Origin of the sequence: Sediminibacterium goheungense (assembly GCF_004361915.1) — a bacterium.
GTDB lineage: Bacteria > Bacteroidota > Bacteroidia > Chitinophagales > Chitinophagaceae > Sediminibacterium > Sediminibacterium goheungense.
Genome location: NZ_SNWP01000010.1, coordinates 646,843 through 670,278, shown reverse-complemented (window position 1 = coordinate 670,278; position 23,436 = coordinate 646,843). Strand labels below are relative to the sequence as shown.

Genomic DNA, 23,436 nt, shown 5'->3' with positions numbered 1-23,436 from the left:
CTGTCAGTTTTAGCCCCTTTGGTATTTTCTTTGTTCATTTGCGTCAAAACAAGTGAACTATGCAAAAAGGGCAGATTCGTGTTCAAACGGAGAATATTTTCCCGATTATCAAGAAATTCCTGTACAGCGATCATGAAATATTCCTCAGGGAACTGGTAAGTAATGCCGTGGATGCCAGCCAGAAGCTCAAAACCCTCTCTTCTATTGGGGAAGCAAAGGGCGAAATTGGCGAGCTCCGCATAGATGTAGTGCTGGATACCAAAGAAAAAACCCTCAGCATTATAGATAGAGGTGTGGGTATGACCGGTGAAGAAGTAGACAAGTACATAAACCAGGTAGCTTTCAGCGGTGCGGAAGAGTTTGTAAACAAATACAAGGATGCCAGCATTATCGGTCATTTTGGGTTGGGTTTCTACAGTGCCTTTATGGTGAGTGATAAAGTAGATATCCATTCAAAAAGTTTTAAAGAAGGCAGTGGTGTTTTCTGGAGCTGCGACGGTAGCCCTGAATATGAATTGTATGAAACCGATTATAATGATCGTGGTACCAAGATCGTATTGCATATCAATGAAGAAAGCAAAGAATTTTTAGAAGCTGCACGCATCAAAGCAATTCTTGAACGTTTTTGTAAATTCTTACCTGTAGCTATTTATTTTTCTGAAGTTGGGGAGAAAAAAGAGGGGGAAGAAGAAAAGCCGATCAATAATACCAATCCTATCTGGATCAAAAAACCTTCAGAGTTAGCGAAAGAAGATTACGAGAAGTTTTACCGTGAGTTATATCCTTTCGGAGAAACCCCGCTATTCTGGATTCACCTGAATGTAGATTATCCATTCAATTTAACTGGTGTACTGTATTTCCCTAAAATCAAACAGAGCTATGAGATACAGAAAGACAAAATACAATTATACTGTAACCAGGTGTTTGTAACGGATGAAGTAAAAGATATTGTTCCGGAATTTCTCATGTTGCTGCATGGTGTTATTGATAGTCCGGATATTCCGCTGAATGTAAGTCGTAGTTATTTGCAGGGTGATCCGAATGTGAAAAAAATCAATGCACATATCACCAAAAAAGTAGCAGATAAGCTGGAAGAAATATTCCGCAATGAAAGAAGTTCCTTTGAAGAAAAATGGGAGAGTCTCGGCTTATTTGTGAAGTATGGTATGATGACAGATGATAAGTTTCTGGAAAAAGCGAATAAGTTTTTAGTGATGGAAGATACTGAAGGTAAGTTCCATACACTTGAAGAGTATAAAACGGCTACAGAAGCTTCGCAAAAAAATAAAGAAGGTAAACATATCATCCTGTACAGCACCAATCCGGTACAGCAGGATGCCTATATCCAGGCATGTAAGCAGAAAGGATATATAGTGGTGAAAATGGAAACCCTCGTCGATGCAGCCTTCATTAACACCATGGAAATGAAATGGGAGAATGTGAGTTTTGTGAGGGTAGATGCTGATATTGTTGACAACCTGATTGATAAACAGGAAGGGAATGAAACGGTGCTGAGCAAAGAAGAAACAGAACAGTTAAAAGAACTGTTCAATATCAATTTTGCTGACCTGCATGTAACAACAGAAGTTAAGGGACTGAGTCCTGAATCTGCACCCGTTATCGCTACGCGTCCTGAATTTATGCGTCGTATGAAAGATATGGCTGGTGTTGGTGGTGGTATGACGGCTTTTTATGCTCAGATGCCGGATGAAGTAACGCTTACCGTAAACGGCAATCACCCCATTTATCAGCAGGTATTAAAAAATGAGAATGCTGCATTGAAGGAAAAACAGGTAAGAAATCTGGCAGATCTGGCTTTATTGTCGCAGGGATTATTGAAAGGGAATGATCTTACCAGCTTTATCAATAGAAGCGTGGAATTGTTGCAACAGGAAACAGAAAAGGTATAAGTAAGAGTCTTATTGATATAAAGCTGCCTCATTGATATGGGGCAGCTTTTTTATGGAACTGACTGAATAGTGGTATTTTCATGGCTTCCAAAAACGAAATATGCAATACAGGATTTTATCTATTCATCGGGAAACTGAAAATGCAGCTTCCTTTGTATTGCAACCTTTACAGCAGTCAGTAAGTTATGAAGCTGGTCAGTTTATCACTTTCATTTTCAAGAACAGAAATAGGGAAGAAGAAAGAAGAAGCTATTCCATTTCATCTTCTTCTATTTTGAATGAGCCACTGATGATTACCGTTAAAAGAGTCGTCAACGGAGCCTATTCGAGAAAATTATTAGATACGGCAGCAGTTGGTGATGTGTTGACAGGGCTGGCGCCCACCGGTTTTTTTACGTTGCCAGCTCAAACAGATAGCAAGAGCAATTTTATTTTTTTTGCAGCAGGCAGTGGTATTACGCCTGTTTATGCAATGATTAAAACCTTACTGTCTAGGTCTCAAAATAATACGGTTGTTCTTGTTTACAGTAATCAGTCAAAAAATGAAACCATCTTTTATAATGAATTGCAATTGTTAGAGCAGAAATATGCTGTTCAATTTCATATTCACTTTCTGTTCAGCGATGCCCTTCATTACAGTAAAGCAAGGCTGAGCTCGTTGATGGTGGAAGATATCATCAGACAATATTGTCAGGATTCGCTGGAAAGTTTATGGGTTTATTTGTGTGGACCTTTCCAGTATATGCTGATGATTACACTGGTAGCAAAAGGTATGGGTATTCAGGAAGAAAGGATCAGGAAGGAAAACTTCGTAATACACGCATCAACACCCTTGTTGAGGCCTCCTGATACAGAACCTCACACAGTATTGGCCAAGCTGAATGGTGTTGAATACAGTTGGAAAGTGCGGTACCCGGAAACCATTCTGGCTGCTGCTAAAAAGCAGGGAATTGATTTGCCCTATAACTGTGAAAGTGGTCAATGCGGAGCTTGTGCGGCCAAGTGTATAAAGGGTAAGGTTTGGATGTATAAAAATGATGTATTAATGGACCATGAATTAGAGATGGGGCATATTCTTACTTGTACAGGTTATCCGGTAGCCGGAGATGTAGAGATCAGTTATTGAGTGAGGGGTTCGCTCAATCGCATATCGATCATTTTCAGCTGAATATTTTTTTCTCCATTCCAGTCATTCTCATCCAGTGTAAAAACCAGATCAACCGGTTGCTGCTGTTGCAACAGGTGAAATTTTTCGGCCATGTTAAAGCCGATGCCTGTTAAACTTATATTTTGTTGTTTAACCACAAAACGGATATGCTGTTCTTTCACAATCTTTGAAAATCCGGTATCGCTCACTCTACGGGCAATAAATACAGGACGCATATTATCTGGCCCAAAAGGTTCCATCTGGTTCAATATACTGAAGAAGGTAGGATTGATTTCCGTGAAATGGATGGGGGCATCTATATTAATAACGGGAATGAGTTGTTCTGCTGTAATCTGTTGTTGAACCGCTATTTCAAAAGCCTGCGCAAAATCATGTACCTTCTCCGGTAATAAAGTCATGCCTGCTGCGGCAAAATGCCCTCCATAACCCAATAAGTGTTCTTTACAGGCATGGATGGCTTCGTATAGATTAAAACCAGCTACACTTCTGGCACTGCCGGCCACATAATCGCCACTGCGTGTTAATACGATAGTAGGGCGGTAATATTTTTCAATCAATCTGCTGGCAACAATACCAACTACACCTTTATGCCAGTGTTCCTGGTAAACAAGTGTTGATTTTTTAGTGGCATGTTCCGGATCTACTTCAATCAATGCCAATGCTTCTTCGGTGATAGAACTGTCAGCTTCACGTCTGTCTGCATTATCACTGTGTAACATTTCTGCAAAGGATAAAGCTTTAGCCGGGTCCTTTTCAATAAATAACTGTACGGCTTTTTTGGCATCATCCATTCTGCCGGCTGCGTTTACACGGGGCGCGATAATAAACACGAGATTGGTAATCGACATCGTCTTTTGCACAGATGCGAGTTGCATCAGTGCTTTGATACCTGGACATGGATTTTGATTCACTTTTTCAAGTCCGTAATAAGCGAGTATGCGGTTTTCGTCTGTAATGGGAACAATATCAGCCGCAATTGCAGTAGCCACCAGATCGAGGTAAGCCAAATGTGTTTCTTCAGGTAAGGAAAGCTTTTCGCTCAGTGCGGTCATGAGTTTGAAACCCACGCCACAACCACATAATTCCTTGTATGGGTATGTACAGTCTGACTGTTTGGGATTTAAAATGGCCACAGCCGGTGGTAATTGCTGATCGGGTAAATGGTGGTCACAAACAATAAAATCTATACCCAGTGTTTGTGCGTAGGCAATCAGGTCAACCGATTTCACACCACAGTCGAGCGAAACGATCAGGGTGAAACCATTTTCTTTGGCATGGTCAATACCGATTTTAGAAATACCATATCCTTCCCTGTAACGGTGTGGTATATAAAAGTCCACGCTATCATAAATACTGCTGAGGTATTGATACATTGCTGCCACCGCCGTAGTGCCGTCTACATCATAGTCGCCGAATACCAGTATTTTCTCATGTTGCTGAAAAGCTAATAATAGCCTGGATACAGCTTTGTCCATGTCTTTCATCAACCATGGACTGTATAACTGCGCTAATTGTGGTCTGAAAAAATCTTTTGCTTTGTCATAGCTGTCAATACCTCTTTGCACAAGAATGGAACAGATGGTTTTATTGATCTTTAAAGCCTCCTGAAGGCTTTCAGTACGGGTAATATCAGTGGTTAATATGTTCCATCTTTTCTCCATCAATAGCTGCGGTCGGTTGTATAGCGTACCAGTTCTTCCAGTGCATCTCTTACACTTGTTTGCGGAAATTCATGCAGAATGGCCAATGCTTCATCTCTGAAGGCAAACATTTTTTCTGTAGCATATTGAATGCCCCCTGAGTTGGTAACGGCGTCTATTACAAATCTTACTTTTTCCTTTTCGGTATTTTCGTTTTTAACGATGTATATAATTTTTCTTTTCAGATCGGGAGAACAGTTGTTAAGTGTGTAGATAAGGGGAAGCGTTAATTTTTTCTCCTTGATATCATTACCTGTGGGTTTTCCGATATCCATGGTTCCATAATCAAAGAGATCATCTTTGATCTGGAAAGCCATACCTACTTTTTCACCGAATTGTCTCATTTTTTCAACTTTATCCTGATCTGTAAAGGTAGTGGAAGCCCCTGCGGCGCAGGCGGAGGCTAAAAGTGAAGCGGTTTTGCCATTAATTATTTCATAATAAATAGCTTCTTTCAGGTTCAGATTACGTGCTTTTTCAATTTGTAATAATTCTCCTTCACTCATCAGTCTGACCGCTTCTGAGAGAATACGCAGCACTTCATGGTCCTTATTATTAAGTGACAATAATAAACCTTTCGACAACAGGTAATCGCCCACCAGCACGGCAATTTTATTTTTCCAGAGGGCATTGATCGAAAAAAAACCTCTTCTTTCGAGTGCGTCATCTACCACATCATCATGCACCAGGGTGGCCGTATGTAACAATTCTACGAGGGAAGCCGCACGGTAAGTACTGTCGTTTACCTCACCGCCCAAACGGGCACTCAGCAGTACGAACATGGGTCTTAATTGCTTACCCTTCCGTTTTACGATATACTGCATGATTCTGTCCAGCAGTGCAACCCTGCTCTTCACGGCCTCCCGGAAATGTGTTTCAAACTGCAATAGTTCCTCTGATATTATCTTTTTTGCTAATTCCATCGTTCAGAATATGCTGCAATATAGTCTGAGGACCGCATACTAACGACCACATATGCAGCGTTTTAGACCGGAAATGAGTCTGGTACGATGATTGTAAGAGAAAAGATTAACAATATACCCTCATAAAATTGGGTATTTGTATTGTAAGACTTAAATTTGCAATGTTTTCGTAATATCAACAAGTTCTCATTAAATATCAATCAATTATTATGGCAAGCAAAAAGAACATTTTAGCACTAGCGCTGATCGTACTGATACAGTCGATCGGTATGGCTCAAACAGATTGGGGTTGGGATTGGAAAGACACATCCAAGATTTCCGTAAAGAAATTACCCCAACATAATGAGTTTATCAACAACCAGTATCCTTATCCTGCTCAACCACGTAATCAGTGGGAATTGGGATTTGGTCTTGGAGCGTCATCTATCACAGGTGACATCAAATCCAAGTTAGGTTTTGGTGGAACAGTATCTCTGCGTAAAGCATTGAACCACACCTTCTCTATCAGAACCGGTTTAACTGGTTTGTGGAATTCAGGTACTGCTAATGCATTTCAGGCAGCAGTAGGTCGTCCTGACTACAAAAACAGAACTTATCAGTTAGGTTTCGACGTGATTGCTTCATTGAATGCAGCTAGTCACTACCGTGGTAACCCTAAAACAAATGTGTACGTATTACTCGGTTATGCATTGAATGCTTCGAATGTACTGTACAAAAGACCAGGTGGTGCTCAGCCAGGTGGTTACAGCATTTTCTATGGCTATAACCAAAACGAAAATTTCCAGAATAGCCAGAATGGTACCATCACTACATTCGGTGGTGCTACTGTTAACGGCAGACAAGCGTATACACTGTACCATGGTATGAACCTGGGTGCCGGTATCGCTTTCAAACTGAGCAACAAAGTAAACATCGGTCTGGAACATAAATATACTTTTACTGTTCCTGGATACGATCTGCTTGACGGTGTGAGAGCTGGTAACAACAATGATTATATTGGTTTTACCAGTGCCCGTGTTAACATCAACATTGGTAACACCGCTAAGAAAGTACAACCTCTCTACTGGCTCAACCCCAACAACTTCGTGTATAGCGAGCTCAATTCTCCTTCACACATGAAGATGCCTAAAGTTGTACTGCCAGATGCAGATAAAGATGGTGTAACTGATCAGTTCGACCTCGAGCCAAATACACCAGCAGGTGCTCCTGTTGATTCTCATGGCCGTGCAAAAGATACTGATGGTGATGGTGTTCCTGATTACAAAGACAAAGAACTGCTTACTGCACAGAAATGTTTCCCTGTAAACAATGATGGTATCGGAACCTGTCCTGAACCAGCTTGTTGCAAAGAGATCAAAGACATGATCGCTAACATGAAGCCTGTTGAAGCAGCTCCTCAGTGTAATATCGGAAGCTTACCAAGCGTTCAGTTCAAAGGGAAAGCTACTTTATCTAAAGATGCCCAGAACATCCTGAATGGTGTTGCTGCAAGAATCAACGCGAATCCTGCTTGTAACATTAAAGTAATCGGATACGGTGCTTCAAGTAAAGCTGCTCAGCAATTAAGCTGGGATCGTGTGAATGCTGTAATCAAATACCTGGTTGAAAAACAAGGTGTTTCTGAAAGCCGTTTCATCTTCACTTATGGTCAGGATGGCGATGCTAACACAGTAGATCTTCAAGGTACACTGGATGCGGGTCCAAATACAGTTCCTGCTCCACACCCAAATCTGAAAAGCAGAAACTAATCTTCTGATTAGTCTCAAAATAAAAAAAGCCCCGGTCAGTAATGATCGGGGCTTTTTAGTTAGTAGCGGATGGCTCATAGCATATGGCATATAGTCAATGGCAATATACCATATGCCATATACTATCAGCCATCCGCCATTTGCTAGCTATTCACCAGATTAAAATGCAATTCACCAAAGTTTTGCAAAGAAGACAGCTTGAGATCGGCGGCACCCCATCTTTCGTCTTTTAACTGAGAAACATGTGGTACCACTACGCATTTCATACGCGCCGCTTTAGCAGCAATCATTCCATTGAATGAGTCTTCAAAACAGATACAGGAAGTGGGTTTACTACCCATGGTACCGGCACAGTCCAGATATACCTGAGGATGTGGTTTACCATAGGCCAGGGCTTCTGCAGAAGCCGTTGCATGGAGGTATTTGCTGATGCCACAAATATTTACGACGAGGTCAATCAATGCAGGAGGCGAGGAGGTAGCCAGTCCTATTTTAAAAGATTTTCGATGAAAGAAATCGAATATATAGGGCACACCCGGTAATATTTTCCCTTTCTGCTCTATTTTAGCAAGTACCAGTTCTACTATTTTCTGTTCTGCTCTTTTCAATTCACCATCGCCGATATTAAAATACTGAAACCACCATTGCACAAATTCTTTGGTTCGTAAGCCTGTTGTGGTTTTATATTGTTCTTCTGTAAGGCTTACGCCATATTGAAGAAACAATTCGGTAGCGGCTTCATTCCAGAGCGGTTCGCTGTCTATCAATAATCCATCTATATCAAAAATTACGCTATCTAATTGCATGCTTTTTTATTTACAGCACAAATGTATTTCTAAGCAGCTGTTATTTTAGTTCAGGCTATGCATTTTTTAAACATTCACTTAACAATTTGATTACATTGCTTATTTTGCAAGGCTTGCCAATTTCAATCTTATGCAACTAACTGAGCGTTTAAGACATATTAAACTGGTTCGTTCTATTGTTTATGCTATAGTAGGTGTATTCTCATATCCTGGTCTGGCATTGATTAACCGGATAAAAATTGAGGGTACGGAACATCTTACCCGCCTGCCCAAAAAGAATGTGCTGTTTGTCAGTAACCATCAGACTTATTTTGCCGATGTCATCACATTCATACATATTTTCTGTGCAGTGAAATGGAGGCGACAAAACAAGTTGGGCATTCCTTTTTATTTATTAAATCCTTTTACCAATGTTTATTTTGTTGCAGCTGAAGAAACCATGAATGGGAATTGGCTGAGCCGTCTTTTTAAGCTTGCAGGCGCCCTTACCATCAAGCGTACCTGGCGTTCAGATGGGCAGGATATTAACCGCAACAGAGACGAAGGAGATACACAGAAAATTGATCAGGCATTAACGAAGAGCTGGGTCATTACTTTTCCGCAGGGTACTACCAAACCTTTTGCGCCGGGCAGAAAAGGAACAGCATATATCATTAAAAATAACCAGCCCATTGTAGTACCGGTTGTCATCAATGGTTTCTGGCGGGCATTTAATAAAAAGGGACTAAGCTTTAAGAAAAAAGGGTCTACGCTTTCTATCCGGTTCAAAGAACCCATGAAAATCGATTATACACAACCTGTTGAAACCATTCTCGATCAGGTAATGGATGCTATCGAACAAAGTAAGGATTATATGATGCGCGGACGGCATCACCTGCTGTCGAAACTCGATAAATAAACGGCCAGGCTTATTCCTTAATAAATAAAGCTTTCAATTCATTTGCATCATCGGGTTTCATTTTACCGGCAAGAATCAGCCTGATTTGTCTTCTTCTTAAAGCACCATCAAACAGTTTTTTCTCATCTTCTGTTTCAGGAATCAGTTCCGGAACTTTACGGGGTTTGCCATTGGGGTCCAGTGCTACAAAAGTGAAAAAAGCTTCATTGCTTTCATATTTATACTGGTGGAGAAGGTCTTCCCCCCAAACTTTGATATGAATTTCCATTGAGGTATTAAAAGCGCGGCATACTTTGGCTTCAATATGCACCACATTTCCCAACTTGATTGGGTTTTTAAAACTAAGGTTATCAACTGAGGCAGTCATGCTCGGTGTGTTGCAATGACGCCCCGCGGCGATACCCGCAGCGATATCCATCCAGTACATCAAACGGCCCCCCATCAGGTTGCCAAAGGTATTGGTATCGTTTGGCAATACCAGTTCATTCATAATGGTAAAACTCTCACTCACTTTTTTGCCTTCCATTGCTTGTATTTTGGGCAAAGATAAGAGATATACTATCGAGTCGCCAATGTTCACTTCGAAGTTGAACATTCACCTGCTTTTTTATTTTCTTATATGCTTATACGATACAGGGAACACTATTGTGTCTGGTAAAAAATGCAGGGTCTACATCTGCTCCGATGCCCGGTTCCTCACTCAATATCAACTCCATGCCATTGTATTGAACACCACCAATGACAGGGTCTTCTTTATGGCCTAATAAACAGGTGTCCAGATCGTAAAATTGAATATTATTATGTGCCATGGCAAAGTGCACTTTTGCTGTTAGGGCCATTCTGCTTTCAAGCATACCACCGAGCATACAGGGAATATTATTTTGCTCTGCAACCTGATTAATGCGGATAGCTTCGCGGATACCACCACTTTTGGCAAGTTTTATATTGATATAATCACAGGCTTTATGTTTAATCAAACGCGCTGCATCATGATGGGTAAAAACACTTTCATCAGCCATTACGGGGATAGAAGACAACGCACAAAGTTCGGGTAATAATTCATCGTTCCATTTTCTCATGGGCTGTTCACAAAACTGAATATTATAGGTCGCCATGGCGGTCAATGCTGTAACAGCGTCGTCATAACTCCAGCCCTGGTTGGCATCAATGCGTAAAATAATATCAGGTCCAACAGCGTCACGAATAAGTTTAATTCTTTGAATATCTGCAAAAACTTCTTTTCCCAATTTCACTTTGATCATTTTCACACCCTTCTTCTTGAATTCCAGGGCCGTATCAGCCATAGAAACCGGGTCACTGATACCGATCGTAAGGTCGCTTTCAATTTTTTTCTTTTCTCCGCCGAGATACCTGTACAAAGGCATATTGGCATGCTGGGCGGCGATATCATAAAGTGCCATGTCAAAAGCACTTTTAGCAGTATAATTACCGGCTGTAAACAAGTCCAACTCATGAAGACGATCTTCTATTTTGAGTGGGTTCTTCCCCTTCCATAATTTAGCAAAATCTTTCGCCATCTCGAAGCAGGTAGCCTGTGTTTCAGCAGCGATCATCGGGAAAGCAGAACACTCACCCATACCTGTTATGCCTTCATTGGTGTGAATACGGATAAAAATATTCTGTGCATATTCCATGGTGCCCGTGGCAATGGTAAAAGGAACCATTGGGATGGAATATTTATAAACCTCTATTGATGAAATGATCATCAGCGAATTTCAGGAATTATCGCAAATACCTTTCACATTTTTTCCAATAGCTGAAAAACGAAGGATAATAACCCGTAACCTCAGGAAACATCCAGCTTCTCTGTTCCTGTATGCCTGAATAGTGTTTTGTAAGCGGATGCTCTTTGTAATAGATTTTTGATCCCGGAAAAGATGTAGCAAGCTCATTAAATGAACCGGTAAACAGGGTAAGTCCCGGAATATTATGTCTGCCAAGTTGTATAATAAAAGAAAGGACGGTATTGCTGACGGGGTATTTTTCAAAATGAGCTGGCTCAAGTAATAAAATCCGATGTCCCTCTTCACCCGCATGCCATTCTGGATCGAGTTGATAACTATTGTATACAAAAACAGGATCATTTTTTTTATTGGTTTTCTCTGAATCGGGTAAAGCTGTCGACAGAGATAAACTATGCACTTCTTTTAGTGGTTCCGGTACCGGTAAATTTTCAAATGCGTCATACTCAACAGACAGGAAACTGTTTGTTTGAATACTGCCGGTATACCTGTTGATATTTTCCTGGTTGGCCACATATTTTTTACTGCTAAAACTACCGGCAACCCATTGCCAGCTTAAAGCATTACTTGCCAAATCGCCATCAAGCAAATGATAATACATCCATTGGGCTGGTAAGAGCCAATGTGCTTTTCCGATATTACAACTTAACATGGCGGTATACATACGTAGATGATTATGCATATATCCGGTGCTGTATAATTGTTCTATTCCATCATCAATGGCTTGTATACCTGTGTTGGCCTGTAAAACAGCTTCCTGTATTTTATAATGCTTTACCTGTTCCTGCGGGTGTTTCAGATCGGTAAAAATCAAATCTTCTTTTGACTGCCAGATACGCTGATAATACTCTCTCCAGGCAAGCTCCTGTAATAATTTTTCAGACTGGTAAACAGAATAGTTGCGAAGTATTTCATGCTTCACCTGTGGGAGTGAAATAACACCTCTTGACAAATAAGGAGATAAAAGCGTCACCGCACCTGTGAGAAAATTTCTGGTTTTTGCATATTGTAAGGGGTGAATGTTTGCTATGCGTTCTTTGATAGCATCTAATGCCAGTGGGAAATCAATATGGGTCATATCCGTATCAGTTTATGTTGCCTGAGTATATCTAAGGTTAATGGCTCACCTTCATTGAGATTTTTGTATTGTGTAACATCACATAAAAAACCAGTATGATCTCCACCCGGGAAATGGTTGATAACTTTCAAATGCATCACTGCAAGTGCGTCTTTTAAAATAGGGAAGCCATTCCATTCACTCAATAATTTTCTTCTTTCCAGCCGGGTAATTTTATCGATGGTATGTCCTGATTTTTTGCCCAATAATTCTACCAGTCTGTATTGGCTGGCTGCCAATAACTGCAGAACAAATTCATGGTGTGTACTGATCAGTTCCAGTGTTTTTGTTCCTTCATAAATGCCACATACATAACGCTTGGGACTCATACTGATCTGGCTGGCATACGTAATAATATGCATATTGAACACTGCTTCTCCATTGGTGCTGCAAACTGCATATACTGGCAGGTTGACTCTGTTCCATGGTCGTTTAGGCATCGTATATCTTTTTGTATACTGTTATTGGAGTGATGAAAGAAAATTTTCTGCATGCAACAGGTGGTCCTGCTTTTTTTTCTCATCCATTTTGTCAAAAGTTTTCACCAGCATACCCAGTCTTGGATTACGGAGAAAGAAACTGCGGTGTACATGCATAAACCGCCAGAATAAGCCATCCCAAATTTTTTGCCATTCTCCTTTTTCATAGTCACTCATTTTCATGATATAATTGCTGCCGCTTATATAGGGTTTGGTGGTCATGAGTCCGCCATCTGCAAATTGTGTCATACCATACACATTGGGTACCATTACCCAGTCATAGGCATCCACAAACATTTCCATGAACCAACGGTACACTTCATCAGGATCAAATTCGCAAAGCAACATGAAGTTACCCAAGACCATGAGCCTTTCTATATGATGTGCGTACCCACTTTGGTTAACGCGTTTGATGACTGTATCAACCGGTACAATACCGGTTGTGCCAGTCCAGAAAGAAGCCGGAATTTTTCTGCTAAATCCCCAGTAATTTTTAGTTCGTTGCTGAACGTTTTCCTGCTGATACACAGCTCTGATAAATTCACGCCATCCGAGTATTTGTCTGATGAATCCTTCCAGTGAGTTTAGGGGGGTATGTTGTTTCGCAGCAACATTCACTGCTCTCTCAATAATTTTTAATGGCTCCAGCAATCCTGTATTCAGCATGGGTGTAAGCACACTATGGTGCAGTATTGAAGCATTTTTCACCATTGCATCTTCATAGGGGCCAAATAGATCAAAACGCTGCACTAAAAAATGGTCTAACCATTGCTCCGCTTCCTCATGTGTAACCGGAAAAAAATGCGGATGGTTGCCAAAGGGGTTGCCCGCTTTTCCGGGATTGCCTGGAAAATACTGCTGCACATATTCAATGGCTTCCTGCACGTATTTGTTTTGTGAGGGAAAAGGTTGATGAGGTTCTGGAGTATTTTTCGGATATTTTTCCCTGTTTTCTGTATCAAAGGTCCATTTGCCGCCAGCGGGTTGATTCTTTTCCGTAAGAAGCAGCTTATGTGTCTTTCGCAGAAAAATATAAAAATCTGTCTGGAAGTATTGTTTCTTACCAGAAAAATATTGCCGGATACTTTCCGGTGTATTAATGAAATTAGGGTTGGTATACCATTCTACCTGCATACCCATTTTTTTACAGGCCTGTTCTATTCTTTTGAATAGCCATTCATCTGTTGGGTCTGCTATATGTAGATGCCGGATACCTTTTTTTGAAAGTGCTTTAATAAGTTCCCTTATATCACAAAGGGGGGTAGTTGCATCAATATAGTCCACCGAATACCCGGCATCTGCCAGTTTACATGCATAAGCTTTCATAGAAGCCCTGTGGAAGACCAGTTTTTGTTTGTGAAAAGCATACTGGTTAAAGAACAGTGTTTCTTCTATTAAATATATGTTTCTGCCAGCTTCCACTGCAGGGTGCTGATGGAATAACTGGTGAGGGAAAATGATCGTGGTTTCAAAGCTCATGATGAATTTTAAAACAAAACAGGCAGCTTATTGTTTATGGCTTTAAAATCATTATATGGAATCGCTGAAAGGGAAAAAAGTATTGCTTGTAGGTGCTACAGGCGGTATTGGTAGCCGGTTGGCCAAACTGTTACAAGGTTCTGGTGCCATGGTTTATATAACCGGGCGTAATGCCGATAAACTCTCCATTGCAGGTGAACAAGCTGGTATTCCTGCGAACAGACAGTTTCAACTCGATATTACCCATGAATCTGATGTTTATGCAATAGTAGCAACTGTACAGCAGGATGGGCCTGTTGATATACTCATTAATGCCGCAGGTATTGGCATTATTAAAACGATGGATACCCTTACAACGGAAGATTTCCAGCGAACCCTTCAAGTGAACTTAATGGGTAGTTTCTGGCTTACCAAAGCGATATTGCCATCCATGAAGGAGACCAAAAAGGGGTTGATTATTCATATACCGGGTGTATTGGGTAAAGTGCCCATGGCAGGTGCAGCTGCCTATAGTGCCAGCAAATATGGTTTGGTGGGCATGATGCAAAGTATTAGAGAAGAGCTGAAAAGAACTGAAATACGTATTACCCATCTTTTTCTGGGAGGTGTAGACAGTGCCTTCTGGGATACGATTGATCTGCGTGTGCAGCGTGATAAAATGATTGTAGCAGAAGAAGCTGCCAAAGCTATCTGGTTCCTCTGCCAGCAGCCGGCGAGTGGGGTGGTTAGCGAAATGGTTTTACAACCATTTAACCATCAGGCAATATAAAATGATCCATTTAACGAGTGGCAGCAGATTGTCTGACCGGTTACAGGTCCAAACGCTGAAGTGAGTGACACAACAGGTGTTGGGGGCTGTTTTGGCTGCTGACTCTATAAATTATTCCCCCGCTCCTGTAAATTCTTTTTTTTAAACGTTTCAGCACCGATATTCGCAGTACGAACGTACGTTAGCAATGAATATTTCTTTTGACAATACACAAAATGCTTTTGCATATAAGTCTGATAAGGAACTGAAAAGTGCAAAATTTCTCTTTAGTACCATGGGCTATCCCTGGTTTGTACAATTGGGTACCAGGCTCACGCCTTTTATTATGAAAACCGGGTTACCTGTACATGGTATTATCCGTAAAACTATCTTCAAACAGTTTGTAGGAGGAGAAACACTGGAAGAAACGGCGGATATTGGCGCTACTTTGGGAAAATATGGTGTACAGGTTATTCTCGACTATGGTGTGGAAGGAAAAGAAGGAGAAGAGAGTTTTGATCATGCTACCGAGGAATTTATCCGTGTTATTAATTATGCAGCTACGCAAACCAATATTCCTTTCATCAGTATAAAAGTAACCGGACTTGCGCGTTTTGCTTTGTTACAAACATTGAATGAAGCGCCGCGTTTGCGTAGTGGTATTCACGATCATGAGATGGAAATTGATGAATGGGATCGTGTTCGGGAAAGAATGTATACCATTTGTGAAGTAGCTGCAGAGAAAGGGGTAGGTGTGCTGGTAGATGCGGAGGAGAGCTGGATTCAGGATCCGATCGACAGGCTCACCATGGAAATGATGGAACTGTTTAACAAGGAAAAAGTAGTTGTATACAATACCATTCAATTATACCGTCACGATAGGTTGCATTTTCTGAAACTATCGCATCAGATTGCGCAGCAAAAAGGATTTCTTTTAGGCGCAAAACTGGTGAGGGGCGCTTATATGGAAAAGGAAAGAAACCGTGCCAGAGAAATGGGTTATCCATCACCGATACAGCCCGATAAAGAAGCTTCCGACAGGGATTATGACCTGGCTGTTCGTTATTGTGTTGATCATATTAACCAGATTTCTGTCATTGTGGCTTCGCACAATGAGTCCAGTAATTTATTGGCAGCACAATTGCTCGATCAGCAGGGACTGGCACATAATCATCCGCATATTCATTTCTCACAACTCTTTGGCATGAGTGATAATATTACCTTCAATCTTGCCAAAGAAGGATTCAGCGTGAGTAAATACCTGCCTTTTGGTCCTATTCGTGATGTCATTCCTTACCTGATGCGCAGGGCACAGGAAAACAGCAGTGTTAGCGGGCAAACGGGCCGTGAACTGGCACTGATTAAGCGGGAACTGAGCAGAAGAAAATCTGCTTAAAATTCACAGCTTCTCAACATTCTCTGATTTCTGTTATTACATCGGCTTTCGTGGTGTAATTTGCGGGCATGCAGCAATATCATCAGCTTCTTCAGCATATTCTGGATCATGGTGTACAGAAAACCGACCGTACAGGAACAGGTACCATCAGTTGTTTTGGTTACCAGATGCGTTTTGATCTGCAAAAAGGGTTTCCGCTTGTAACAACCAAAAAGCTCCACCTTAAGAGTATTGTATATGAATTATTATGGTTCCTGAGAGGGGAGACCAATATTCAATACCTGAAAGACAATGGTGTAAGTATCTGGAATGAATGGGCTGATGAAAATGGTGAACTGGGGCCGGTATACGGTAAGCAATGGCGCAGCTGGGAAGGTGCGAATGGTGAAACTATTGACCAGATTTCAGATCTGATTACACAGATCAAAAAAAATCCTGATAGCCGTCGCCTGATTGTTAGTGCATGGAATGTAGCGGAATTGCCAAAAATGGCTTTGATGCCCTGTCATAGCCTGTTTCAGTTTTATGTAGCCGATGGTAAGCTCAGCTGTCAGTTATACCAGCGAAGTGCAGATGTGTTTCTGGGTGTTCCTTTTAATATCGCTTCTTATGCGTTGCTTACCATGATGGTGGCTCAGGTTTGCGGTCTTCAATACGGTGATTTTGTGCACAGTTTTGGAGATGTTCATTTGTACAATAACCATATTGAACAGGCAAGATTGCAATTGAGCAGAACGCCTTATGATTTACCTACAATGAAAATAAATCCTTCGGTAAAAGATATTTTTGGTTTTCAGTTTGAAGACTTTACGCTCGAGAACTATCAATGCCATCCACATATCAAGGCGCCGGTAGCAGTGTGAGTAATGGAAAATAAGGAATAAGGAATAAGAAACAGAGGAGTAAGTACTCACGCGCAAAGACAATATCAGACATCATACATCAGACATCCGCCATTTTAATATGCTTATTTCACTCATAGTTGCAGCCGGGACCAATAATGCGATTGGTAAGGATAATCAGTTGTTATGGCACCTGCCGAAGGATTTACAGTTTTTTAAAAAAACCACCTGGGCCATGCCTGTCATTATGGGACGTAAAACATTTGAGTCCTTATCCGGTAAACCTTTGCAGGGACGTTTGAATATTATCATTACAAGACAGCGTGATTGGCAGCCTGAAGGTGTTACGGTGGTGCATTCATTAAAAGATGCTTTGTTTGTAGCCGAGTCGGCCGATTATAAAGAAGCATTTATCGCAGGGGGTGGAGAAATTTATAAGGAAGCATTGCCCAAAGCCGATAAGGTTTATCTAACCAGGGTACAGACGGCTCCGGATGCGGATACTTTTTTTCCTGAATTGAAGCCAGACGAATGGCAGCTGGTTACCGATGAAACATTTCCTCAGAATGAAAAACATGCTTATCCATATAGTTTTCAGTTATGGACACGTAAGTAAAAAAAGCTATGGCATTTATTGAACCCGCATATGCATTTACTGCGCCTTTATTGCTGTTGTTTTCTCTGTTCGGGCATCTTGCGCTTAAACGTTATGCGAAAGCATTGCTGGCTGCTACCAATCTTATTTTTATACTATATGCTGTTTTTCTGATTAATCAGTTAATTGATCTTGTAAAACTTGGTCAGGAACTCATGAAACAGTCTGGTATTAAACCGGAAGAACTGCCACCATTTGAACCTGATGCTTATTTTTTCAGACTTACGGCTTTCATCATATTGCCCTGGTTCTTTTTAATCAGACGGGTAAGAAATACGCCATGGTTGCCGATCGTACTTCTCCTGATAATTGTTGCAGGAGGGACCGGATCATGGAACTATTTTAATCTGACTTTTAAGATACTGCATTATGCAAGTTTGCTTTGTGCTGTTTATGCATTCCTTTGGCTGCTAAAGGAATTACCTTTTCAGCGGAGAACCCGCAAACTCTTTAAATAAAAGGATTCCATGTATTCTACCTTTCAATTAGCAGCTAAATATCTGAGGTTTTATGTGGGTGCGTCTAATAGTAAAGGGCATGGCGTTCATTCACCCTTTGTTTTTGATTTTATTCAGTATGTGTTAAATGACGATAGGGTATTTTATGCCTACAGGCAGATTGAAAATCTTCGTCAGTTACTGAAAGCAGACCAGCGTGTGCTGGAAATAAAAGTGGGTGGCGATACATCAGGAGCGTCTACATCCGGTTTTCGCAAGATTGCCGATATCGCATCCTCTTCAGTTGGGTCTGCCAAATATGGACAATTGCTTTTCCGTATAACTGATAAATATGGTCCTTCAGAAATACTTGAAATAGGTACTTCATTGGGTATTACTACCGGTTACCTGGCAATGGCGAATCCCAACACATCGGTAACCACAATTGAAGAAGCCGGTTCTCTTGCAAAGATTGCCAGCGCCAATTTTCAGAAATTGGGTATCAGAAATGTCAGGCTGTTGGAGGGTGATATTAATCAGCAATTATCGGGTTGGCTTGCACAGGGCAGAAATATTGATCTGGCGTTGGTAAATGGTCTACAGGTTGGTAAATCTGTTATCAGGTATTATAGGTCAATACGGAATAATATACATGAAAAGAGTATTCTGGTTTTCGATGGTATTCATACCGGTACTGATATGGAAGAAGTCTGGAAGGAAATACAGCAGGACCAAGCAGTGACACTCTCCATTGATCTTTTTGGTATGGGGCTTGTTTTTTTTCGAAAAGAATTTCGGGTACAACAGCATATCAGTATACGTTTTTAAATAGTAATTGCAGCACACATACTTCTTTGTTAATGGAAGTACAACAGTTTTTTTGCAGACTTAAGGCTCTATGAAATCAATTATACCGATTGAATCAGGAAACCCTTGTTGGCTCAGAAAAAAATGTGTAAATTCAAAGCATGATTCTTGGTATACTTAGTGAAAAAAATCAAGACAAAAGAGTATCTCTATTACCTGAACAGGCAGATACCCTCATTAAAAAGAGTGTATCTGTATGGATAGAAAAAGGAGCTGGTATCAATGCTTTTGCGGATGACAAGGTCTATGCTGAAAAACAGGTTGTTTTACAGGACAGAAATACGCTCCTGAGCCAAAGTGATCTGCTGCTTTCTATTCATCCTTTATCGGAATCAGAAATCGGGTTATTAAAACCGGGTCAGGTAATAGTAGGTGTATTTCAGCCTCTTTTTAATAAGGCACTCATGCAGCAACTAGCTGAAAAACAAATTACTTTATTCAGCCTTGATATGATTCCACGTACCACCCGTGCGCAAAGTATGGATGTATTAAGCAGTCAGGCTAATATCGCAGGCTATAGGGCCGTATTGCTGGCAGCTACATTGTTTCCGCGTTATTTTCCTATGTTCATGACTGCGGCAGGTAGTATTCCACCTGCAAAAGTATTGATCATTGGAGCGGGTGTAGCTGGTTTACAGGCCATTGCAACAGCACGAAGATTAGGCGCCGTAGTGGAAGTGTCTGATACAAGACCGGCAGTAAAAGAAGAAGTGATGAGCCTGGGAGCCAAATTCATTGAAGTAGAAGGTGCGGCCGATGCTTCCAAAGCAGGTGGCTATGCGGTGGAGCAGTCGGAAGAATTTAAACAACGACAACAACAGCGCCTTGCAGAATCTGTTGCGAAATCGGATATTGTTATCACTACAGCTCAGATACCTGGTAAAAAAGCCCCATTACTGATTACGGAGTCGATGCTGAACAGTATGAAACCCGGTAGTGTGATCATTGATCTGGCGGCATCTACAGGAGGGAATGTTTTTGGAACACAAAATAATGCCACAATTGTTCATAACGGTGTAACCATTATGGGTAACAGTAATCTCGCTGCAGATATGCCATGGGATGCCAGTAAGTTGTACGGAAAAAATGTATTGAATTTCCTTCAACTGTTGATTGATAAAGAAGGAGGGTTGCATCTGAACTTTGAAGATGATCTTGTAAAAGGATGTTGTATCACGCATGCCGGACAGGTGGTGCATGAAAGAGTGGTTTAATGGTCAATGGTGAATGGTCAATGGTGAATTTTAAATTGGAAATTTTGCTCACTACTGACTACTCACTGCTCACAAAAAATAATCTAATCAATGGAAACTATTCTGAATTGGGTACAGACGCATATTGAGATGATATACATTGTTGTATTGTCTATTTTCTTGGGTATCGAAGTCATTGGCCGAGTACCCAGTGTGCTTCATACACCTTTGATGAGTGGTGCCAATGCCATTCATGGTGTGGTGATAATTGGTGCCATTATCGTTATGGGAAAGGTTGAGCCGGGAAATTACATCGCTTTAATCATAGGGTTTCTTGCAGTGGTGCTGGGTACACTGAATGTGGTGGGTGGCTTTGTGGTAACTGACCGTATGTTGGAAATGTTTAAGAAAAAGAAATAGTATCTCCCTTCATTGGGATTGAAAAATAAGATTATGGAACTAAGTCTGCTCACTGTTTGTTATCTCATTGGTTCGCTGACATTTATCATCGGACTTAAAATGCTTTCGCACCCCGATTCGGCCAGAAAGGGGAACATGGTGGCTGCTGTGGGTATGGCCGTCGCTATTTTCGGTACCATTTTTTTATATGAAGAGGAAGGTAAAAAACTCGGCAATTACGAGTGGATTTTTGGCGGACTGGTTTTGGGTACTGTGATTGGTGTACTGGCTGCCAAAAAAGTTAAAATGACTGCCATGCCGGAAATGGTGAGTCTTTTTAACGGTATGGGAGGTGCCTGTGCTGCTTTGATTTCTTTCATTGAGTTTGATCATATCAAACATGCTTTGTCAGATGGCTTATCACTACAGCTACATGCTGGAACATTAATAACCATTTTTTTAGGCTTGATCATCGGTTCTGTTTCTTTTGCAGGAAGTGTAATTGCATGGGGCAAACTAAATGGTAAAATAAAAGATTTCGCTTTTCCCGGTCAGCAAATATTTAACCTTGTTTTACTCGCGGCCACACTGGTTACAGCTGGATACCTGGTACTGAATCTTAACGCAGATAATTACTGGTTGTTTTATGGCATAGCGATTGCTTCATTGGTGTATGGGGTATTATTTGTTCTGCCGATCGGTGGTGCCGATATGCCTGTTGTTATTTCACTGTTGAATTCTTTTACCGGTGTAGCGGCAGCTTGCGGTGGATTTCTCTATGATAACCAGGTAATGCTTACGGGTGGGATACTGGTAGGTGCAGCAGGTACCTTACTTACGATACTGATGTGTAAGGCCATGAACAGGAGTCTTACCAATGTATTGATTGGTTCTTTTGGCGGTAATGCAACCGGTACTTCTTCCGGACAGGGGCCACAAGGCAGTTACAAAGAAATTTCACTTTCAGATGCAGCCGTTTGTCTGTGTTATGCTAATAAGGTAATTATTGTTCCCGGTTATGGACTGGCCGTAGCGCAGGCACAGCATACCTGTCATGAGCTTGAGAAATTGCTGGAAGAAAAAGGGGTTACGGTGACTTATGCCATACATCCGGTAGCGGGTCGGATGCCTGGTCATATGAATGTATTGCTGGCAGAAGCAGATGTGAGTTATGATAAACTGCAGGAAATGGAACAGGCCAATGATGAATTTAAAACCACCGATGTTGTATTGATATTGGGAGCGAATGATGTGGTAAACCCTGCTGCTAAAACAGACCCATCTTCTCCGATATACGGAATGCCTATTTTAGAAGTGGAACAGGCCAAAACAGTGATTGTTAATAAACGTAGTATGAAACCCGGCTATGCCGGTATTGAAAATGAATTATTCTTTCAGCCAAAAACATCTATGTTGTTTGGTGATGCCAAAGCAGCATTACAGAAACTGGTAGCGGAAATAAAAGCACTATAAATTTTCCCTATGCCAGACTTCAATCCGGTGCAGGGAAAATTTATTGATATACTTTTGTTGTATGTCACTCCCCAATGAGCTTATACAATCCCTGCAACATGCAACCGGTTTTCATGAAGACGCCTTCAGGCAGGTGCACTCATCGGGTGAACAGGTTACCGCTATTCGTTTTCATCCTGATAAACAACAACGGACTTCTGCGAAGCCGGACGGGGAGCTGATTCCATGGTGTGAACATGGTCTGTATCTTTCTGAAAGACCTTCTTTTACATTGGATCCACATTTTCATGCGGGCCTGTATTATGTACAGGATGCGAGCAGTATGTTTTTATGGAAGGTATTGCAACAATTAGTGCCTGCTGCAGCCGATAAAAAAGTATTGGATCTCTGTGCTGCCCCGGGTGGTAAATCAACTTTACTGTCTTCTTATTTTAAAGATGGGTTAGTGGTGAGTAATGAAGTAATTAAATCGCGTGCAGCCATACTGGTAGAGAATATCACCAAATGGGGCAATGACAATGTGGTGGTTACCAATAACGACCCGGCACATTTTCAATCGCTGGGTAACTATTTTGATGTGGTGGTAGTGGATGCCCCCTGTAGTGGCAGTGGTTTATTCAGGAAAGATCCGGATGCCATCGGTGAGTGGAGCCTGGATCATGTTCAGTTATGCAGTCAAAGACAGCAAAGAATATTATCAGATATTTTACCTGTTTTAAAAGATGAGGGTCTGCTCATTTATGCAACCTGCTCCTATTCATTGGAAGAAGATGAAATGATTGCGGATTGGTTAACAGGAGAAATGGGAATGGAGTCATTAGCTGTAACCACTGAAGATGACTGGGGTATTGTAAACTCTTTTTCAGAAAAACAAAAAGCAGCAGGTTATCGGTTTTATCCGGATCAGGTAAAAGGAGAAGGTTTTTTTATCGCAGCATTTAGAAAGAAAACAGCAGCGCATACTTTTACTTACCGTAAAAATGCAGGCATTACCAAGCCTGCTAAACAGGAACTGGAACAACTATTATCTTTTGTTCCCCTTTCAGAAGAGTATCAGATTTTTAAGCAGGCTGATCAATTCAGGGCCATTCCGTCAAAATGGGTGGATGATATGGCGATGTTAGCCGGTTCATTATATATAAAAAAAGCCGGTATTGAAATAGGAGCCATCAAAGGGAAGGATATAGTGCCCTCGCATGAACTGGCAATGAGTGTATTACCCAAGGATATATTCAATTGTATAGATGTTACGCTTGAGCAGGCTCTTCAATACCTGCGCAGGCATGATCTGGTTTTGGAAGGAAACAAAGGCTGGAACCTCATTATGTATGAGGATATTCCGCTTGGTTGGGCCAAGGTTCTGCCCAATCGTATCAACAATTATTATCCGCAGGAGTGGAGAATACGCAATAAATGACGAATAAGAAATCAAGAA

At 41.2% G+C, this 23,436-nt stretch carries 22 protein-coding genes; 14 read left to right on the top strand and 8 right to left on the bottom strand.

Going from position 1 to position 23,436, the window contains the following annotated elements:
• Positions 1–59 precede the first annotated feature (59 nt).
• Entirely contained in the window at positions 60–1,910 is a 1,851-nt protein-coding gene (gene htpG, locus BC659_RS02905) for a molecular chaperone HtpG (RefSeq protein ID WP_133473138.1), read from the top strand.
• A 100-nt stretch (positions 1,911–2,010) separates the two neighbouring features.
• Positions 2,011–3,036, top strand: coding sequence for a flavin reductase family protein (locus tag BC659_RS02900; RefSeq protein ID WP_133473136.1), 1,026 nt, complete (start codon positions 2,011–2,013; stop codon positions 3,034–3,036).
• Here the strand turns inward: BC659_RS02900 and recJ are convergent.
• Both recJ and BC659_RS02890 read right to left on the bottom strand, forming a co-directional pair.
• On the bottom strand, positions 3,030–4,739 hold the full coding sequence (gene recJ, locus BC659_RS02895; protein WP_133473134.1) for a single-stranded-DNA-specific exonuclease RecJ: 1,710 nt from the start codon (positions 4,737–4,739) through the stop codon (positions 3,030–3,032). The two genes, BC659_RS02900 and recJ, sit on opposite strands and share 7 nt — an antisense overlap.
• Positions 4,739–5,701, bottom strand: coding sequence for a polyprenyl synthetase family protein (locus tag BC659_RS02890; RefSeq protein WP_133473132.1), 963 nt, complete (start codon positions 5,699–5,701; stop codon positions 4,739–4,741). The genes recJ and BC659_RS02890 overlap by 1 nt, the downstream gene beginning before the upstream one ends.
• A gap of 209 nt (positions 5,702–5,910) precedes the next feature.
• Here BC659_RS02890 and BC659_RS02885 point away from each other — a divergent pair, with 209 nt between their 5' ends.
• Positions 5,911–7,449 (top strand): OmpA family protein, encoded by a 1,539-nt coding sequence (locus tag BC659_RS02885; protein ID WP_133473131.1) that lies wholly within the window; start codon positions 5,911–5,913, stop codon positions 7,447–7,449.
• A gap of 143 nt (positions 7,450–7,592) precedes the next feature.
• On the opposite strand, the gene hxpB is transcribed toward BC659_RS02885, so the two are convergent.
• Positions 7,593–8,255 (bottom strand): hexitol phosphatase HxpB, encoded by a 663-nt coding sequence (hxpB, locus tag BC659_RS02880; protein WP_133473129.1) that lies wholly within the window; start codon positions 8,253–8,255, stop codon positions 7,593–7,595.
• A 130-nt stretch (positions 8,256–8,385) separates the two neighbouring features.
• On the opposite strand from hxpB, the gene BC659_RS02875 reads away from it, so the two are divergent.
• Complete coding sequence (locus BC659_RS02875) at positions 8,386–9,153, top strand: lysophospholipid acyltransferase family protein (RefSeq protein WP_133473127.1); 768 nt, start codon at positions 8,386–8,388, stop codon at positions 9,151–9,153.
• 10 nt (positions 9,154–9,163) lie between these two features.
• Here the strand turns inward: BC659_RS02875 and BC659_RS02870 are convergent, their stop codons facing one another.
• The 5 genes from BC659_RS02870 to BC659_RS02850 form a co-directional block, all read right to left on the bottom strand.
• Positions 9,164–9,679 carry an acyl-CoA thioesterase gene (locus tag BC659_RS02870; RefSeq protein ID WP_133473125.1) on the bottom strand — a complete coding sequence of 172 codons (516 nt, stop codon included), beginning with the start codon at positions 9,677–9,679 and terminating at the stop codon, positions 9,164–9,166.
• Positions 9,680–9,776: 97 nt separating this feature from the next.
• Positions 9,777–10,880, bottom strand: a complete 1,104-nt coding sequence (locus tag BC659_RS02865; RefSeq protein ID WP_133473123.1) for a mandelate racemase/muconate lactonizing enzyme family protein — start codon at positions 10,878–10,880, stop codon at positions 9,777–9,779.
• A gap of 16 nt (positions 10,881–10,896) precedes the next feature.
• Positions 10,897–11,994, bottom strand: a complete 1,098-nt coding sequence (locus tag BC659_RS02860; protein WP_133473121.1) for an FAD-binding domain-containing protein — start codon at positions 11,992–11,994, stop codon at positions 10,897–10,899.
• Entirely contained in the window at positions 11,991–12,473 is a 483-nt protein-coding gene (locus BC659_RS02855) for a flavin reductase family protein (RefSeq protein WP_133473119.1), read from the bottom strand. Before BC659_RS02855 ends, BC659_RS02860 begins: the two co-directional genes overlap by 4 nt.
• 21 nt (positions 12,474–12,494) lie before the next feature.
• Complete coding sequence (locus BC659_RS02850; protein WP_133473117.1) at positions 12,495–13,991, bottom strand: cryptochrome/photolyase family protein; 1,497 nt, start codon at positions 13,989–13,991, stop codon at positions 12,495–12,497.
• A gap of 55 nt (positions 13,992–14,046) precedes the next feature.
• Between BC659_RS02850 and BC659_RS02845 the strand changes: the two genes are divergently transcribed.
• The 10 genes from BC659_RS02845 to BC659_RS02800 all read left to right on the top strand — a co-directional run bounded on the left by BC659_RS02845 (position 14,047) and on the right by BC659_RS02800 (position 23,418).
• Positions 14,047–14,760 carry an SDR family oxidoreductase gene (locus BC659_RS02845; RefSeq protein ID WP_133473115.1) on the top strand — a complete coding sequence of 238 codons (714 nt, stop codon included), beginning with the start codon at positions 14,047–14,049 and terminating at the stop codon, positions 14,758–14,760.
• Positions 14,761–14,947: 187 nt separating this feature from the next.
• Positions 14,948–16,135 carry a proline dehydrogenase family protein gene (locus BC659_RS02840; protein WP_133473114.1) on the top strand — a complete coding sequence of 396 codons (1,188 nt, stop codon included), beginning with the start codon at positions 14,948–14,950 and terminating at the stop codon, positions 16,133–16,135.
• Positions 16,136–16,203: 68 nt separating this feature from the next.
• Entirely contained in the window at positions 16,204–16,998 is a 795-nt protein-coding gene (locus BC659_RS02835) for a thymidylate synthase (protein ID WP_133473112.1), read from the top strand.
• Between the two features lie 100 nt (positions 16,999–17,098).
• Positions 17,099–17,593 carry a dihydrofolate reductase gene (locus BC659_RS02830; RefSeq protein ID WP_133473110.1) on the top strand — a complete coding sequence of 165 codons (495 nt, stop codon included), beginning with the start codon at positions 17,099–17,101 and terminating at the stop codon, positions 17,591–17,593.
• 8 nt (positions 17,594–17,601) lie between these two features.
• Complete coding sequence (locus tag BC659_RS02825) at positions 17,602–18,090, top strand: hypothetical protein (protein WP_133473109.1); 489 nt, start codon at positions 17,602–17,604, stop codon at positions 18,088–18,090.
• Between the two features lie 9 nt (positions 18,091–18,099).
• Positions 18,100–18,897 carry an O-methyltransferase gene (locus BC659_RS02820; RefSeq protein WP_133473107.1) on the top strand — a complete coding sequence of 266 codons (798 nt, stop codon included), beginning with the start codon at positions 18,100–18,102 and terminating at the stop codon, positions 18,895–18,897.
• 140 nt (positions 18,898–19,037) lie between these two features.
• Positions 19,038–20,150, top strand: coding sequence for a Re/Si-specific NAD(P)(+) transhydrogenase subunit alpha (locus BC659_RS02815; RefSeq protein ID WP_133473106.1), 1,113 nt, complete (start codon positions 19,038–19,040; stop codon positions 20,148–20,150).
• Between the two features lie 90 nt (positions 20,151–20,240).
• Positions 20,241–20,549, top strand: coding sequence for an NAD(P) transhydrogenase subunit alpha part 2 (locus BC659_RS02810; protein ID WP_133473104.1), 309 nt, complete (start codon positions 20,241–20,243; stop codon positions 20,547–20,549).
• Positions 20,550–20,582: 33 nt separating this feature from the next.
• A complete protein-coding gene (locus BC659_RS02805; protein ID WP_133473101.1) occupies positions 20,583–22,001 on the top strand; it encodes an NAD(P)(+) transhydrogenase (Re/Si-specific) subunit beta in 1,419 nt (472 codons plus the stop codon).
• Between the two features lie 61 nt (positions 22,002–22,062).
• The gene (locus tag BC659_RS02800; RefSeq protein WP_133473099.1) at positions 22,063–23,418 is read left to right on the top strand and encodes a methyltransferase RsmF C-terminal domain-like protein; all 1,356 of its coding nucleotides are present in this window, start codon (positions 22,063–22,065) and stop codon (positions 23,416–23,418) included.
• Positions 23,419–23,436: the final 18 nt, after the last annotated feature.